Raw genomic sequence first — 15,281 nt, 5'->3', positions numbered from 1 at the left:
TCGAATGAAGCCGCGCCCGCACACCCATGAGGAGATCGTGAACACGTTCTTAGGCGGTGGTCACCACCTCGCCGCGCAGGGTGTAGGTCATGGCCTCGGTGATGCGCACGTCGATCAACTGGCCGATCAGGCGCGGGTTACCGGGGAAGTTCACCACGCGGTTGCACTCGGTGCGGCCCATCAGCTCGCCGTTGTCGCGCTTGGAGTAGCCCTCCACCAGCAGGCGCTGGGTGGTGCCCACGCGCTCCAGGCTGATGTCTTTGATGTTTTGGTTGATCACCGCTTGCAGCTCGTGCAAGCGGCGCAGTTTGACCTCGTGCGGGGTGTCGTCGTGCAGATTGGCCGCCGGGGTGCCGGGGCGCGGGCTGAAGATGAAGCTAAAGCTGTTGTCAAAGCGCACGTCATGGATCAGCTTCATCATTTTCTGGAAGTCGTCCTCGGTCTCACCGGGAAAGCCGACGATGAAATCTGAGCTCATGGCCATGTCGGGGCGGATGGCCCGCAGCTTGCGCACCGTGCTCTTGTATTCCATAGCGGTGTAGCCGCGCTTCATGGCCATCAAAATTTTGTCGCTGCCGTGCTGCACGGGCAGGTGCAGGTGGCTGACCAGTTGGGGAATCTTGGCGTAGGCCTCGATCAGGCGTGGCGTGAACTCATTGGGGTGGCTGGTGGTAAAGCGCAGGCGCTCGATGCCGGGAATCTCGGCCACGTATTCCAGCAGCAGGGCAAAGTCGGCCACCTCGGCGCTATCGCCCATGGGGCCACGGTAGGCGTTCACGTTCTGGCCCAGCAGGGTGATTTCTTTCACGCCCTGGTCGGCCAGGCCGGCAATTTCCACCAGCACATCATCGAGCGGGCGGCTCACTTCCTCGCCGCGCGTGTAGGGCACCACGCAGTAGCTACAGTATTTGGAGCAGCCTTCCATTATGGAGACAAAGGCGCTGGCCCCTTCCACCCGCGCCGGGGGCAGGTGGTCGAATTTTTCGATCTCGGGAAAGCTGATGTCCACCTGCGGCTTGCGGGCGCTTTTGCGGGCATTGAGCAGCTCGGGCAGGCGGTGCAGGGTTTGCGGGCCGAACACCACATCGACGAAGGGCGCGCGCTTGATGATCTCTTCCCCCTCTTGGCTGGCCACGCAGCCGCCCACGCCAATGAGCACGCCTTTTTCTTTAAGGTGGCGCACGCGGCCCAGGTCGGAAAAGACTTTTTCTTGCGCCTTTTCGCGCACCGAGCAGGTGTTGAACAGGATCAGGTCGGCTTGCTCGGGGTCGTCGGTGGGTTCGTAGCCTTGGGCCGCGCCCAGCACGTCGGCCATCTTGTCCGAGTCGTACTCGTTCATTTGGCAGCCAAAGGTTTTGATAAAGACTTTTTTAGACATAAATTTTAGATAAAAAGTGGCCTTAACGCTTATTGGGTAAGCGCTGGCAGCTATTAAAAATTACAGCAATTGGATTGTTTCGCCCACAGCGGGCGCACGCCAGAGCAGGCCAAGGTGGTGGTGACAGCGGGCATGGTGTGTATCCAGGGGCTGAAAACGAGGGGGTAAGAGAGAGAAGGCCGCGATTTTAGAACGTGTTGATGGTTTCAGCGCGAAGGGGTGTTGGATGCGGATCGGGATGGGCGATGAGATCGTCAATACGTTTTTAAGCGCTGGCCTGGGGCTGGCCGGGCTGTGCGGGTATGCCGCCAGGGGCAAACAAGGTGGCGCTGGGGCCACGGCACAGGCCCCATAGGCGCAGCTGGGTCAGCTCGGCCATGCGCACCCCCATGGCCGTGGGGGCGGACAAGGTGGCCAGCGCGGCAATGCCCACGCGGGCGCATTTGCGCACCAGCTCGTGGCTGCCCCGGCTGGACAGCAGCACAAAACCCGGGGCGGCCTGCGGCTCGCGTGGGTTCAGCTGGCCTGTTTGGGCCAGGTGGCCAATGAGTTTGTCCAGGGCGTTGTGGCGGCCCACGTCTTCCATCACGTGCAGCACCTGCCCGCTGGCATCGGCCCAGGCGGCAGCGTGCACGGATTGGCTGGCGTGGTGCAAGGGCTGCTGGTGGTACAGGGCCTGCATGGCGGCCAGCACCGTGGGCGCATCCACTTGGGCCAGCCAAGGGGCGGCGGGCACCGGGGGGCAATCGAGGTCCAGGCCGACAAAGCTTTCCACCCCGCAGACACCGCAGCCGGTGCGCCCGCTCATGCTGCGGCGCTTGCCCTGCAGCCGCGCCATGCAGCGGGCGGCAATTTGCAGATCGACCTGCACCGCGTCTATCCCCTCGGGCAGGCCGACGCATTGGGCGCTCAGGGGTTCGATTTGCAGGTCGTAGCAATCGCTGGCCTGGTCAATGATGCCTTCGGTGAGTAAAAAACCCAGCGCCAGCGCGCCCAGGTCGGCGGGGGTGGCCATCAGCACCGCATGGGCAATGCCGTTGATGACCAGGGCCACGGGCACTTCGGTGGCCAGCACCAGGGTGTGCGGGGCCGCTCCTTGGCTGGCATGGAACCGGGTGGTGGCCGCCGTGGTGGTACTGGGCAGCGGCGGCAAGGGGGCTAATGGGGGCAAGGGGGCATCCATCATGGGGCAGATGATAGGGGCAAGCGCTGGGGCCTAGGCTGGGGCGGCCTAGCGCACCAAGGCCACGCCTTTGATGTGGGCGAACACGGCTTGCCCTGGGGCCAGTGCCAGTTGCCGGGCCGAGCGCTGGCTGATGTGGGCGAGCAATTGGCTCTCGCCCACGGCCAAGGCGGCCAGCACCTGGCCTGGGCCATCCTCGCGCAGGCCGGTGATGGTGGCGGGCAGGCTGTTGAGCAGGCTGGTGTGGGCCAGTGGTTGCAGGCTCAGGCTCACATCGCGGGCAGCAATGGTCAGGCGCACGGCGCTGCCCAGGGGGCGGCTGGCCAGGGCGGGCGTGGTTGGCAGCAGCAGCTGGCCCCCGGCAAAGCCCAGTGCGCTCAGGTGGTCTTGCGCATGGTGGGCCAGCAGCTGCCCTTGCAGCACGGCGGTGGCGTTGCCAGCGGCAAAGCCCTGGTCCAGCTGGTTAAAAAGGGTGGCCGCATCGCCTTGGCGCACGACCTGGCCGTGCGCCAACTGCACGATGTGCTGGGCCAGGCGCAGCACTTCTTCTTGGGCGTGGCTGACGTAGAGGATGGGGATGGCCAGCTCGCGCGGCAGGGCCTCCAGGTAGGGCAGCACCTCGGCCTTGCGGGCGGCATCCAGGGCGGACAGGGGCTCGTCCATCAGCAAGAGCTGCGGGCTGGTGGCCAGCGCCCGGGCAATGGCCACGCGCTGGCGCTCGCCGCCGGACAGGGTGGCGCAGGGGCGTTGCAGCAAATGGCCAATGCCCAGCAAATCGACCACCTTGTCCAAGGCCACCTTGCGCCGCGCCACCGGGGTGCGCTGCAGGCCAAAGTGCAAATTGCCCTGCACATTCAAATGGGCAAACAAGCTGGCCTCTTGAAACACATAGCCCAGGGCACGGCGGTGGGTGGGCAGCCATTGGCCCGTGGCATCGTCTTGCCAGACCTGCTCGCCCAGGCGCACCTGGCCTTGGCCGCGCTCCAGCCCGGCAATGCAGCGCAGCAAACTGGTTTTGCCGCAGCCCGAGGGGCCAATCAGGGCGCTGACCCCGCTGGCCGGCAGCTGCAGGGCGACATCCAGCGCAAAGCTGGGGCGCTGGTGCCGGATGCGCAGGTGCAGGGTCATAGCCCCGCTCCTGTCGTCTGCGCCGATTTGGGCTGCAGCCAGTGCAGGGCCAGCAGCACGACAAACGCAAACACCACCATGCCCAACGCCAGCGCGTGGGCTTGGCCGTACTCCATGGCCTCGACGTGGTCGTAAATCTGCACCGACACCACCCGGGTGTGGCCAGGGATGTTGCCGCCCAACATCAGCACCACGCCAAACTCGCCCACGGTGTGGGCAAAGCACAGCACGGCGGCCGTCATAAAGCCTGGGCGGGCCAGGGGCAGGACGACGTTAAAAAAACAATCCCAGCGCCCCGCGCCCAGGGTGGCGGCCACCTCCAGCGGGCGGCGGCCCAGGGCCTCAAAGGCCCGTTGCAGCGGTTGCACGGCAAAGGGCAGCGAATAGACCAGCGAGCCAATCACCAGCCCCGTAAACGTAAACGGCAGGCGCGGCCAGCCAAAAACATCCATGAACTGCCCCAGCGGCCCGTGCGGCCCCATGAACACCAGCAGGTAAAAGCCGATGACGGTGGGTGGCAGCACCAGCGGCAGCGCCACCACCGCCCCCACCGGGGCCCGCCAGCGCGAAGGCGTGTGCGCCAGCCACCAGGCCAGCGGGGTACACAGCACCAGCAGCAGCACGGTGGTGACGCTGGCCAGCTTCAGGGTCAGGGCAATGGCTTGCCAGTCTTGCGCAGAAAACAGCATGGGCAGTGGGGCTTAGAACGTGTTCATGATCTCGAATGAAGGTGTGGGGGATGCGGTTCGGGATGGGTTGCGAGGCGCAAACCACAGCAATAGCTTGGCTATTGCGAGGATTTGCAACGACGCAGACCGCCCGAAGCCGCGCCCGCACACCCATGAGGAGATCGTGAACACGTTCTTACAGCGCAGCGTGCGTGGCGGGGCCGCACACCTTGCACTCCGGGTTTTTGGCGGTGTGCATGCGGCTGTATTCCATGGTGCGGGCATCCAGCAGCAACAGCCGCCCGGCCAGGGATTGGCCGATGCCGGTGATGAGTTTCAGTGCCTCGGCCGCTTGCATGCTGCCGATGATGCCCACCAGCGGTGAGAGCACGCCCAGGGTGGCGCATTGCACCTCTTGAAACTGCGCGTCGGGGTCGAACAGGCAGGCGTAGCAGGGCGCTTCGCTGTGGCGCGGGTCAAACACGGTGATTTGCGCATCGAACTTGATGGCCGCGCCGCTGACCAGCGGGATGCCGTGGCGCACGCAGGCGGCGTTCAGCAGGTGGCGGGTGCGGTAGTTGTCGCAGCAGTCCAGCACCACGGTCATGCCGGGCAGCAGGGCATCGAGCAAGGCGGCATCGGCGCGTTGGGCGATGGGCTGCAGCTGCACTTGGGGGTTGAGATCGGTCACGGCCTGGGCCAGCGAGGCCACTTTGGGCTGGCCCACGCGGGCGGTGGTGTGGGCAATTTGGCGCTGCAGGTTGGTCAGATCGACGGCATCGTCATCCACCACCGTGATCTGGCCCACGCCGCTGGCGGCCAGGTACAGGGCGGCGGGGGCTCCCAGCCCACCGGCCCCCAAAATCAGCACCCGGGCAGCGCAGATGCGCTCTTGCCCTTCAATGCCGATCTCATCGAGCAAAATGTGGCGCGAATAGCGCAGAAGTTGGTCGTCATTCATAAAAGCATAGTTGTTGGCGTTGATAAACAAAGGGTTTCAGATAGAAAACCATCTGAAACCCTTTATTTTTAAGCGGTAAAAGCTATCAACCTAGTGTGTGCAACGGGCTTATTCCTCGCCGTTGCTGGCCTCGTCGTCTTTCTTCTCGGGCGCGCGCTCGGTCAGGGTTTTGCTCACCAGCACCGGCTTGCCTTTGAGCTGGTTGAGCGCTTGCTGCAGCTGGAAGTCTTTCTCCGAGCCAAACTCAGGCAGACGGCGCTCCTCGGGCGGCTTTTTGCTGTCTTCTTCCAGGCGCTTGCGCGCTTCTTCACGGGCTTTTTCGCGGGCACTCAAAGCCACCGATTCGTCGGCCTTATCGACCGACAGGTGCTTGTCCAAATCGGCCTCGCGCATGCGCAGTGCGGCATACACATCGCCTTCGGCGGTTTCATCCACCATCACGTCGGGCACGATGCCCTTGGCCTGGATGGATTTGCCGCTGGGCGTGTAGTACAGCGCTGTGGTCAGCTTCATGCCGGTATCGGGCCCCAGCGGGCGCACGGTTTGCACCGAGCCCTTGCCAAAGGTCTGGCTGCCCATGATGGTGGCGCGCTTGTGGTCTTGCAGGGCCCCGGCGACGATCTCGCTGGCCGAGGCCGAGCCTTCATTGACCAGCACCACCAGCGGCACTTTTTTCAGCGCAGCGGGCAGATCGGCCAGCGGATCACCGCTGCGCCGGGCGTAGAACTGGGGCTCGGCCTTGAAGACGGCCTTGCTTTCTTCGAGCTGGCCATCGGTGCTCACCACCGTCACCCCTTGGGGTAAAAAGGCCGCCGAGATGGCCACGGCCGCATCCAGCAAGCCGCCGGGGTCGTTGCGCAAATCCAGCACCAAGCCTTTGAGTTTGGGGTCTTGCGCGTACAGCTCGGTGACTTTGCGCACAAAGTCCTCCACCGTGCGCTCTTGGAACTGGCTCAGGCGCACCCAGCCATAGCCCGGTTCGATCATTTTGGCTTTGACCGACTGGGTTTTGATTTCTTCGCGCGTGATGGTGACCGGGAAATTGCGCGCCTCGTCACGGCGCAGGATGGTTAGCGTCACCTTGGTGTTGGGCTCGCCGCGCATGCGCTTGACGGCTTCGTTCAGGCTCAGGCTTTTGACGGCGGTGTCGTCAATCTTGGTGATCAGGTCGTTGGTTTTCAGCCCGGCGCGGTCGGCGGGCGAGCCTTCGATGGGCGAGACAATTTTGATCAGCCCATCTTCTTGGGTGATTTCAATGCCCACGCCCACGAATTTGCCGCTGGTGCCTTCGCGAAATTCTTTGAACGACTTTTTGTCGAAATACTGCGAGTGCGGATCCAGGCTGGAGACCATGCCCGAGATGGCATCGGTGATCAGCTTTTTATCGTTCACCGGCTCGACATAGTCGGTCTTGATGATGCCAAACACAGCCGACAGCTGTTGAATCTCTTCCAGTGGCAGCGGGGCGATGCCGCCGCGTGCCACGGTTTGCAGTGATACGGTGGTCAGCGCCCCAGCGAGCACGCCCAGCGAAACCCAGCCGGCGATTTTGAGTTTTTGCCCCATGCGTCTTCCTTTGAACGTTGAGCTTTGAAGGGGGAGATACCAGTGTGGCAGCTTAGGCTTTGCCTTGGGCGGCCACGGCGGCAGCCGCTTTGGCGGCGGCTTCGGCATCGCCCAGGTAGTGGCTGCGGATGGGCTGCAGCTGGGCATCGAGCTCATACACCAGCGGGATGCCGTTGGGGATGTTTACGCCCACGATGGCATCGTCGGCAATGTTGTCCAGGTACTTGACCAAGGCACGAATCGAGTTGCCGTGGGCGGCAATCACAATGCGCTCGCCGCTTTGGATGCGCGGGGCCAGCACCTCTTGCCAAAACGGCACCACGCGGGCCACGGTGTCTTTGAGGCACTCGGTCAGCGGAATCTGCGCCGGCTCCAGCTTGGCATAGCGGCGGTCGCCGCGCTCGCTGCGTGGGTCGCCCGCCTCCAGCGCCGGGGGCGGGGTGTCGTAGCTGCGCCGCCACACCAGCACTTGCTCAGCGCCGTATTGCTGGGCGGTTTCGGCTTTGTTCAGGCCTTGCAGGCCGCCGTAGTGGCGCTCGTTCAAGCGCCAGTCTTTGACCACGGGCAGCCAGGTGCTGTCCATTGCGTCCAGGGCGTACTGCAGGGTGTGGATGGCGCGTTTCAAAACGCTGGTGTAGGCCACATCAAACTCAAAGCCTTCGGCCTTGAGCAGCTGGCCCGCCGAGATGGCTTGCGACACGCCGGTGGGCGTGAGGTCCACATCGGTCCAGCCGGTAAAGCGGTTTTCAAGGTTCCAAGTCGATTCGCCGTGGCGAATAAGCACGAGTTTGTACATGGCAGGGCAAATTTAAAAAAAGAGAGCAGCAGGCAGGCCCGATAGAAGACGATCCGCACGCGCAAATCGGCGCAAAAGTCGCCTATCCGGCAGTAAACAGCACATTCTAGGGCGTTGGCTGGTTGGCTGCGGCTATCGGCACCGGGCAAGCGCCTAAAATCGCTCCTTTTGCTGCAATCGTTTGCACTTTTTTCCGTTTTTCTCTTCCCCCTTTTTTATTTACTTGATTGGCAAGGACTGCTGTGAGCTTTTTGATTGAAAACTGGTATTTGTTGGTGCTGGCCTTGGTCTCTGGCATTGGTTTGGCGCTGCCCGTGCTGCGTGGCGGTGCGGGCCTGGGCTTGCAGCCGCAAGCGGCGGTGCAACGCATTAACCGCGACAAGGCGGTGGTGGTGGATGTGCGCGAGGCCGAGGAATATGCGGCGGGCCACATCACCAACGCAAAACACATCCCCCTGGCACAGATTGAAGAGCGCCTGCCCCAGGTGGTGAAGAACAAAAAACTGCCCGTGATTTTTGTCTGCGCCACCAGTCCACGCTCCACCCGTGCCCAAATGGTGGCAAAAAAACTGGGCTACGAGCAGCCCGAAGTGCTGGCCGGCGGCATGCGTGCCTGGGCAGCGGCCAGCTTGCCGGTTGTAAAAAGCTAAGCGGCCCCCAGCTGAAATACTTCCTCCAGACTTTCCTACCGACTCTGCAGAAAGGCCCCAGCATGCAAGCTGTAAAAATGTTCACCACCGCGGTGTGCCCCTATTGCACCCGCGCCAAGCAGTTGCTCAAAGCCCGGGGGGTGGAGCAGATTGAAGAAATCCGCATCGACCAAGACCCCAGCGCCCGCACCCACATGATGGAAAGCACCGGCCGGCGCACCGTGCCACAAATTTTTATCGGTAGCACCCATGTGGGCGGCTACGATGATTTGGCGGCGCTGGATGCCCAAGGCGGGCTTGTGCCTTTGCTCAATAGTTAAACCACATGGGCTGCTGCCAAGCCCCTGGCGCGGTTTTTCCTGGCGGCATAATGGCCGCTTCTTCTACCCCTCATAGTTAAATTTCTCATGTCCGACGAACAAGCCGTAACCCCCGTCTTTCAAATCCAACGCGTCTATTTGAAAGACTTGTCGCTGGAGCAACCCAACTCCCCCGCCATCTTGCTGGAGCAAGAGCAGCCCAGTCTGGACATCCAATTGGCCGTGGAAGCCACCCCGGTGGCCGATGGCATCTACGAAGTGGCCGTGCAATCGACCGTGCAAACCAAGATTGAAGACAAAACCGTTTTCCTGGTCGAAGCCAAGCAAGCCGGTATCTTTGAAATCCGTGGCATCCCCGAAGAGCAGCTGAACAACGTGATTGGCATCTCCTGCCCGCAAATTCTCTACCCCTACCTGCGCGGCAACGTGGCCGACATCATCAACCGCGCGGGCTTCCCGCCCGTGCACATGGCCGAAATCAACTTCCAGGCCCTGTACGAGCAGCAGCAAGCCGCCGCCCAGGCCCAAGAAGCAGGCCAGCTGCAGTAAACACGCTGCCGCCTTGCCGCCAAGCCCCTTGAATGGGGCTTTTTCGTTTATGCATAAAACAAGCTGTTTGGGTAATGTAGATAAGCGCTAACAGCTATCAACTTTAAGCAATCAAGACCATCAAGGCAAAGGGGACGCAATGCACATCGTCGTTATTGGTGCCGGGGCCTGGGGCACGGCCATGGCTTGCGCGGCCGCCCACCCGGCTGGGGGGCACCGCGTGACCCTCTGGGCCCGCGCGCCCGAGCAGGCGCAGGCCATGCAGAGCACGCGCACCAATCCGCGCTACCTGCCCGATGTGGTGCTGCCCGCTGGGGTCAGCGTGGTCAGTGGCCCCCTGGCGGCAGCGCTGCCTGGGGCCGATTTGCTCATCATTGGCACGCCCATGGCTGGGCTGCGTTCCACACTGCACACCCTGGCCCAGGCCAAGGTCACGGCCCCGGTGGCGTGGCTGTGCAAAGGCTTTGAAGCACCCACCACCGCCGATGCGCTGGGGCTGATGGCGCACGAAGTGGCCGCCCAAGTGGCCCCTGGTCTGCAATGCGGCGCTTTGAGCGGCCCCAGTTTTGCCCTGGAAGTGGCCCGTGCCCAGCCCACCTGCCTGGTGGCGGCCAGTGCGCATGCCGCCGTGCGTGCCGCGTTGCAAGCGGCTTTTCACAGCCCGGCGCTGCGCGTGTATGCCAATGCCGACATCGTGGGCGTGGAAGTGGGCGGTGCGGTGAAAAACGTCATGGCCATTGCCGCTGGCCTGTGCGATGGCCTGGCCCTGGGCCTGAACGCCCGCGCGGCCTTGCTCACCCGGGGGTTGGCCGAAATGACCCGCCTGGGCGTGGCACTGGGGGCCAAGGTCGAAACCTTTATGGGCTTGTCCGGCATGGGCGATTTGCTGCTGACGGCCACCGGCGATTTGTCGCGCAACCGCAAGGTGGGCCTGCTGCTGGCCCAGGGCCTGAGCCAAGAGGCCGCCGTGCAATCGCTGGGCCATGTGGCCGAAGGGGTGTACAGCGCGCGCACGGTGGTGCAACGGGCCCAGGCGCTGGGGGTGGAGATGCCCATTGCCATGGCAGTGGTGCAGTTGCTGGATGGCACGGCCAGCCCCCAGCAGGTGCTGCACGCCCTCATGGGGCGCGACCCGAAGGGGGAGTATGCGTAAAGAAAGAGCAGCTTCCGCTTTTAAATAAACGGATTTTTATAAAAAATCATAAAAATCCTTTGTTAATAAAGCGGTAAAAGCTATTCAATTGATAGCTCTAGCGCCAAGAGCTCTTCCACCGTTTGCCGCCGCCGGATGAGTTGCACGTGTTCGCCATCGACCAGCACCTCGGCGGCCAAGGGGCGGCTGTTGTAGTTGCTGGACATGCTGGCCCCGTAGGCCCCGGTGTTGTGAATCACCAGCAAATCGCCCACCCGGGCGTTGCCCAGGGGGCGTGGCAGGACGATGCCGCCATCGCCCTGGGTAAATACATCGCCCGATTCGCACAGCGGCCCGGCCACCACGCTATCGCGCACGCTGGGCAGGATGCCGTCGCCCGGGCGCTGAATGTGCATGCCGTGCCAGCTGCCGTACATGGAGGGGCGCATGAGCTCGTTAAACCCGGTATCAACCAGCACAAAGTGGTTGTGCCCGGCCTCTTTTACCGCCCGCACCTGGCCCAGCAGCACGCCCGATTCGGCGACTAAAAAGCGCCCCGGCTCCAGCTCCAGGCCCAGGGCGTGGCCGACGATGGTTTGGGCGTGTTGGCGGGCAGCGTCCCACAGGCCAAAGTAGTGGGTGGGGTTGATGCGCTCTTCGCCTTCGCGGTAGGGGATGGATAGGCCGCCGCCCGCGGAAATGGCGTGCAGATCGTGCCCAGCGGCGTGAACGGTGCGCACCAAATCGACCATGGCGCCGCACACCTGCTCGAGGTGGCCGTAATCCACGCCCGAGCCAATGTGCATGTGCAAGCCCACCAGTTGCAGCTTGTTGGCAGTGATCGCTTGCAGCGCGGCGGGCAGTGCGGTGTGCCAGATGCCGTGTTTGCTGTGCTCGCCGCCGGTGTTGGTTTTGTTGCTGTGGCCATGGCCAAAACCGGGGTTGATGCGCAGCCACACCGGATGGCCGGGGCTGCACATGCCCAGTTGGTCAAGCATGTCGATGGAGCCGGCATTGACGGGAATGTGGTGCTCCACCACGGTGGCCAAGGTGCTGGGGTCGAGTACATCGGCAGTAAAAACGATGTCCGAGGGGTGGCCGCCACCGCCTTGGTAGCCCGCGGCCAGCGCCCGCAAAATTTCGCCGCGCGAGACGGCATCCACCTTCACGCCTTGCGCGCGCATCAGGCGCAGGATGTGGATGTTCGAGCAGGCTTTTTGTGCAAAGCGCACGGTGTCAAAAATTTGCAGCTGGGCAATGCGCTCGCGGATGGTGGCCGCGTCGTACACCCACAGTGGGGTGCCATAGTGCGCGGCCAAGTGGTCGAGTTGTTCGGGGGTGAAGGGGATGGTCATAGCGTGAAATAAAAAAACAGCGCCGACAAAAGAAGATTTTGCGGGCGCTGCAGTCTAAAGCTTCGTGCGCATGCGCAGAGCGCATGCACGGGGCAGGGGGTTATTTTTCTAGCACGTATTCGCCCGGTGCGTCCATCAGCACGGGGTAGTCTTTGCTGCCCAGGGTGGGGGGAGTGACGGCCGGGCCGCTGCTGCGCTCTTTGAGCCAGTTGCTCCAAGTGGGCCACCACGAGCCTTCTTCGCGCGGGGCCTGCTGCAGCCAGTCTTCGTGCGACAGGTACTGGCCGCCCACTTCGCGCTTGAGGATTTGGTAGTAGCGGTTTTTGCGCCCGGGTTCGCTGACGATGCCGGCGTTGTGCCCGCCCTTGGTGAGCACAAAGGTCAGCTCGGCGGGGGTCATGTAGTGCAGCTTGTACACCGAGCGCCAGGGCGCCACGTGGTCGGTGTAGGTGGCCACGCAGAAGATGGGGGTGCGCACATCGGCCATCACCACCGGTTTGCCGCGCACCGGGTAGCGGCCGCCGGCCAGGTCGTTGTTCAGGAACAGGCGGCGCAGGTACTGGGCATGCATCAGCGCGGGCATGCGCGTGGCATCGGCATTCCAGGCCATCAGGTCGATCATCTTGCCGCGCTCGCCCAGCAGGTATTCGCTGACCATGCGCGACCACAGCATGTCGTAGGAGTTGAGCAGCTGGAAGGCCCCCACCATCTGCCCGGCCTGCAGGTAGCCGGTTTCGCGCATTTGGGCTTCGAGCATGGCCAGTTGGCTGTCGTCGATGAACAGCGCCAGCTGGCCCGGCTCGGTAAAGTCAGTTTGTGCGGTAAATAGCGTCATCGAGGCCAGGCGGTCTTGCCCATCGCGGGCCATGGCGGCGTTGGCGATCGACAGCAGCGTACCGCCCAGGCAGTAACCGGCAGCGTGGACTTTTTGCTTGGGCACGATGGCGTTGATGGCATCCAGCGCGGCCTCTACGCCCAGGGCCAAGTAGTCGTCCATGCACAGGATGGCCTCGTCCACACCGGGGTTTTTCCACGAGATGCAAAACACCGTGTGGCCCTGGCTGACCATGTATTTGATGAGCGAGTTGTGCTGCGACAAATCCAGGATGTAGTACTTCATGATCCACGCGGGCACGATCAGCACCGGCTCAGGCTGCACCTTGTCGGTGGTGGGGCTGTACTGGATCAGCTCGATCAGGCGGTTGCGGTACACCACTTTGCCGGGGGTGGCGGCAAGGTTTTTGCCCACAACATAATCCTCGGTGCCCGCCGGCGGCAGTCCTTGGCTGGTGCGGCCCAGGTCGTCCAGAAAGTTGAGCATGCCCTGTTGCAAATTGGCACCGCCGGTTTCCATGGTTTTTTGTAGCACCACGGGGTTGGTCAGTGGGTAGTTGCCTGGCGAGAGCATGTCCACCCCTTGCCGGGCCATGAAGGACACCACATCTTCGTGGTGCTTAGAGACACCGGGCAGGTTCTGAGTGGCCGATTTCCACCACGTTTCGGTATTCAAGAAGGCTTGGCTGGTCACGTTGAATGGCCACTGCTGCCAGGCTGGATCGGCAAAACGGCGATCGGGCTTGGCGGCCGGCGCTTGCTGTGCATCGGTGGGCCGGGGCAGGGCGTTTTGCCACAGTTGCTGCATTTGCTCTAGGCCCAGGCTGAACAGCTCCAGGCGCTTGCCAGGGGCAAAAGCCAAGTGGCCGACCCAGTCGATGCCCGCCAGGGACAGCGACATGGGCGACAGGGAGTGGGTCATCTTGGCCAAACCGGCCAGCATCTTGATATCCAGCGGCGTTTTGCGTACCGCAGGATTGGGTGTTTCTGTGGCCGGATCGTTGGCGCAGCTGGTTGTGATCGGGAGTGCTTTGGCGGTGGGGGTTTTTTGAGTTTTCTCAGGCTTGGTGGACACGAAGGCTTCTCCTAGGAATGGTGTCTGCGAGGATGAGGGTCGGGGTAATCGCCCCAGTGTAGCGGCTCCCCAAGAAGAACAACAATAGATTTGCTGCATTGCAGCAAAATGACGGCCAGTGGATGCCAGGGTTTTGCTTGACTGGGCTACCATTTCGGGCTTTTTTGCTGATAAAGATACCCATGGAACCCGTGATGCCGCCTCTGGATGAGGCCGAAATTTTTGCACCCTCTGCGTCGGCCGATATGCCCCACGACCTGGATTTGGCCCAGCTGCGCCTGCCGCAGTTTTCGATGGAATCGGAATCGAGTGTGTTGGGTGGCCTGCTGCTGGACAACAACGCCTGGGACCGCGTGGGCGACCTGCTCACGGAGGGCGATTTTTACCGCCACGAGCACCGCTTGATCTTCATGGCGGTGAGCAAGCTGGTCAATGACAGCAAACCGGCCGATGTGATCACGGTGTTTGAACACCTGCAAGCCCAGGGCAAGGCGCAGGAGGTGGGCGGCATTGTGTACCTCAACCAACTGGCCCAGTACGTACCCAGCGCGACAAACATTCGCCGCTATGCAGAAATCGTGCGCGAGAAGGCGATTTTGCGCAAATTACTCACGGCCAGCGACGAAATCGCCACCCAGGCACAAAACCCCCAGGGCAAGCCGGTAGAGCGCATCCTGGACGAAGCGGAGCAAAAAATCTTTGCCATTGGCGAAGAAGGTTCGCGCATGAAGCAGGGCTTTCAGTCGCTCGATACCTTGGTGGTCGATTTGCTCGATCGGGTGCAGGAAATGGCCGACAACCCCATGGATGTCACCGGCGTGCCCACGGGGTTTGCCGATCTGGATCGCATGACCAGCGGCCTGCAAGCGGGCGACCTGGTGGTGCTGGCCGCGCGGCCGTCGATGGGCAAGACCTCGTTTGCCGTGAACATTGCGGAACACGTGGCACTGCATGAGCAATTGCCCGTGGCCATCTTCTCGATGGAAATGGGCGCGGCGCAGCTGGCGGTGCGTATCGTCGGCTCGATTGGCCGCATCAACCAGGGCAATCTGCGCACCGGCAAATTGACCGATGAGGAATGGTCGCGCCTGTCCGAGGCCATCGAATCATTGCGCCAGGTATCGCTGCACATTGACGAAACCCCGGGCCTGACCCCTTCAGAACTGCGGGCCAACGCCCGCCGCCTGGCGCGCAGCTGCGGCAAGCTGGGGCTGATCGTGGTGGACTACTTGCAGCTCATGAGCGGCTCAGGCAGCGGCACCAGTGGCGACAACCGGGCCACCGAGTTGGGCGAAATCTCGCGCGGCTTGAAGATGCTGGCCAAAGAGCTGCAGTGCCCGGTGATTGCGCTGTCGCAGCTCAACCGCTCGGTCGAGCAGCGCACCGACAAGCGCCCGATGATGAGCGACCTGCGTGAATCCGGCGCCATCGAGCAGGATGCAGACATCATCATGTTCATTTACCGCGATGATTACTACAATAAAGATAGCAAAGAGCCCAACGTGGCCGAAGTCATCATCGGCAAACAGCGCAATGGCCCAACTGGTACCGTCAAGCTGTACTTTCAGAAAAATCAAACACGGTTCGAAAATTTGGCTTTGGGTGCTAGTAATGATGTGTAACTTGATTTACAGTCACGCCTCTATTTAAATCACAATTCCTACAATTTATAAGCGTGGAGTAAGC

14 protein-coding genes are annotated in these 15,281 nt (G+C 62.3%); 5 read left to right on the top strand and 9 right to left on the bottom strand.

The genetic code is table 11. The features are described 5' to 3' along the window. Nucleotides 1–49 precede the first annotated feature (49 nt). The 7 genes from miaB to gpmA all read right to left on the bottom strand — a co-directional run bounded on the left by miaB (nucleotide 50) and on the right by gpmA (nucleotide 7,680). A complete protein-coding gene (miaB, locus tag ACFO24_RS10245) occupies nucleotides 50–1,378 on the bottom strand; it encodes a tRNA (N6-isopentenyl adenosine(37)-C2)-methylthiotransferase MiaB (RefSeq protein ID WP_377738254.1) in 1,329 nt (442 codons plus the stop codon). 265 nt (nucleotides 1,379–1,643) lie between these two features. Then, complete coding sequence (fdhD, locus tag ACFO24_RS10240; protein WP_377738382.1) at nucleotides 1,644–2,561, bottom strand: formate dehydrogenase accessory sulfurtransferase FdhD; 918 nt, start codon at nucleotides 2,559–2,561, stop codon at nucleotides 1,644–1,646. Between the two features lie 48 nt (nucleotides 2,562–2,609). Further along, nucleotides 2,610–3,689 (bottom strand): molybdenum ABC transporter ATP-binding protein, encoded by a 1,080-nt coding sequence (modC, locus tag ACFO24_RS10235; RefSeq protein WP_377738253.1) that lies wholly within the window; start codon nucleotides 3,687–3,689, stop codon nucleotides 2,610–2,612. After that, entirely contained in the window at nucleotides 3,686–4,378 is a 693-nt protein-coding gene (gene modB, locus ACFO24_RS10230; protein ID WP_377738251.1) for a molybdate ABC transporter permease subunit, read from the bottom strand. Before modB ends, modC begins: the two co-directional genes overlap by 4 nt. 175 nt (nucleotides 4,379–4,553) lie before the next feature. Then, on the bottom strand, nucleotides 4,554–5,318 hold the full coding sequence (locus ACFO24_RS10225) for a HesA/MoeB/ThiF family protein (RefSeq protein ID WP_207575804.1): 765 nt from the start codon (nucleotides 5,316–5,318) through the stop codon (nucleotides 4,554–4,556). Nucleotides 5,319–5,426: 108 nt separating this feature from the next. Then, nucleotides 5,427–6,884, bottom strand: coding sequence for a S41 family peptidase (locus tag ACFO24_RS10220; protein WP_207575803.1), 1,458 nt, complete (start codon nucleotides 6,882–6,884; stop codon nucleotides 5,427–5,429). Between the two features lie 52 nt (nucleotides 6,885–6,936). After that, a complete protein-coding gene (gene gpmA, locus ACFO24_RS10215) occupies nucleotides 6,937–7,680 on the bottom strand; it encodes a 2,3-diphosphoglycerate-dependent phosphoglycerate mutase (RefSeq protein WP_377738250.1) in 744 nt (247 codons plus the stop codon). Between the two features lie 242 nt (nucleotides 7,681–7,922). On the opposite strand from gpmA, the gene ACFO24_RS10210 reads away from it, so the two are divergent. The 4 genes from ACFO24_RS10210 (at nucleotide 7,923) to ACFO24_RS10195 (ending at nucleotide 10,352) form a co-directional block, all read left to right on the top strand. Beyond that, nucleotides 7,923–8,330: a rhodanese-like domain-containing protein gene (locus tag ACFO24_RS10210; RefSeq protein WP_377738249.1), complete on the top strand. Its 408-nt coding sequence runs from the start codon at nucleotides 7,923–7,925 to the stop codon at nucleotides 8,328–8,330. Nucleotides 8,331–8,392: 62 nt separating this feature from the next. Next, nucleotides 8,393–8,650, top strand: coding sequence for a glutaredoxin 3 (grxC, locus tag ACFO24_RS10205; RefSeq protein WP_207575800.1), 258 nt, complete (start codon nucleotides 8,393–8,395; stop codon nucleotides 8,648–8,650). Between the two features lie 87 nt (nucleotides 8,651–8,737). Then, nucleotides 8,738–9,199 (top strand): protein-export chaperone SecB, encoded by a 462-nt coding sequence (gene secB / locus ACFO24_RS10200; protein ID WP_207575799.1) that lies wholly within the window; start codon nucleotides 8,738–8,740, stop codon nucleotides 9,197–9,199. 139 nt (nucleotides 9,200–9,338) lie between these two features. Then, nucleotides 9,339–10,352 carry an NAD(P)H-dependent glycerol-3-phosphate dehydrogenase gene (locus ACFO24_RS10195; protein ID WP_377738248.1) on the top strand — a complete coding sequence of 338 codons (1,014 nt, stop codon included), beginning with the start codon at nucleotides 9,339–9,341 and terminating at the stop codon, nucleotides 10,350–10,352. A gap of 80 nt (nucleotides 10,353–10,432) precedes the next feature. On the opposite strand, the gene lysA is transcribed toward ACFO24_RS10195, so the two are convergent. After that, on the bottom strand, nucleotides 10,433–11,686 hold the full coding sequence (gene lysA / locus ACFO24_RS10190) for a diaminopimelate decarboxylase (RefSeq protein ID WP_377738247.1): 1,254 nt from the start codon (nucleotides 11,684–11,686) through the stop codon (nucleotides 10,433–10,435). A gap of 100 nt (nucleotides 11,687–11,786) precedes the next feature. Continuing rightward, nucleotides 11,787–13,475, bottom strand: coding sequence for a PHA/PHB synthase family protein (locus ACFO24_RS10185; RefSeq protein ID WP_465251392.1), 1,689 nt, complete (start codon nucleotides 13,473–13,475; stop codon nucleotides 11,787–11,789). Between the two features lie 302 nt (nucleotides 13,476–13,777). Here ACFO24_RS10185 and dnaB point away from each other — a divergent pair, with 302 nt between their 5' ends. Further along, entirely contained in the window at nucleotides 13,778–15,217 is a 1,440-nt protein-coding gene (gene dnaB, locus ACFO24_RS10180; protein WP_377738246.1) for a replicative DNA helicase, read from the top strand. Nucleotides 15,218–15,281 lie beyond the last annotated feature (64 nt).

Source organism: Comamonas denitrificans (genome assembly GCF_042654745.1).
Classification (GTDB): domain Bacteria; phylum Pseudomonadota; class Gammaproteobacteria; order Burkholderiales; family Burkholderiaceae_C; genus Comamonas; species Comamonas denitrificans.
This window is presented reverse-complemented; position numbering and strand designations above follow the sequence as displayed.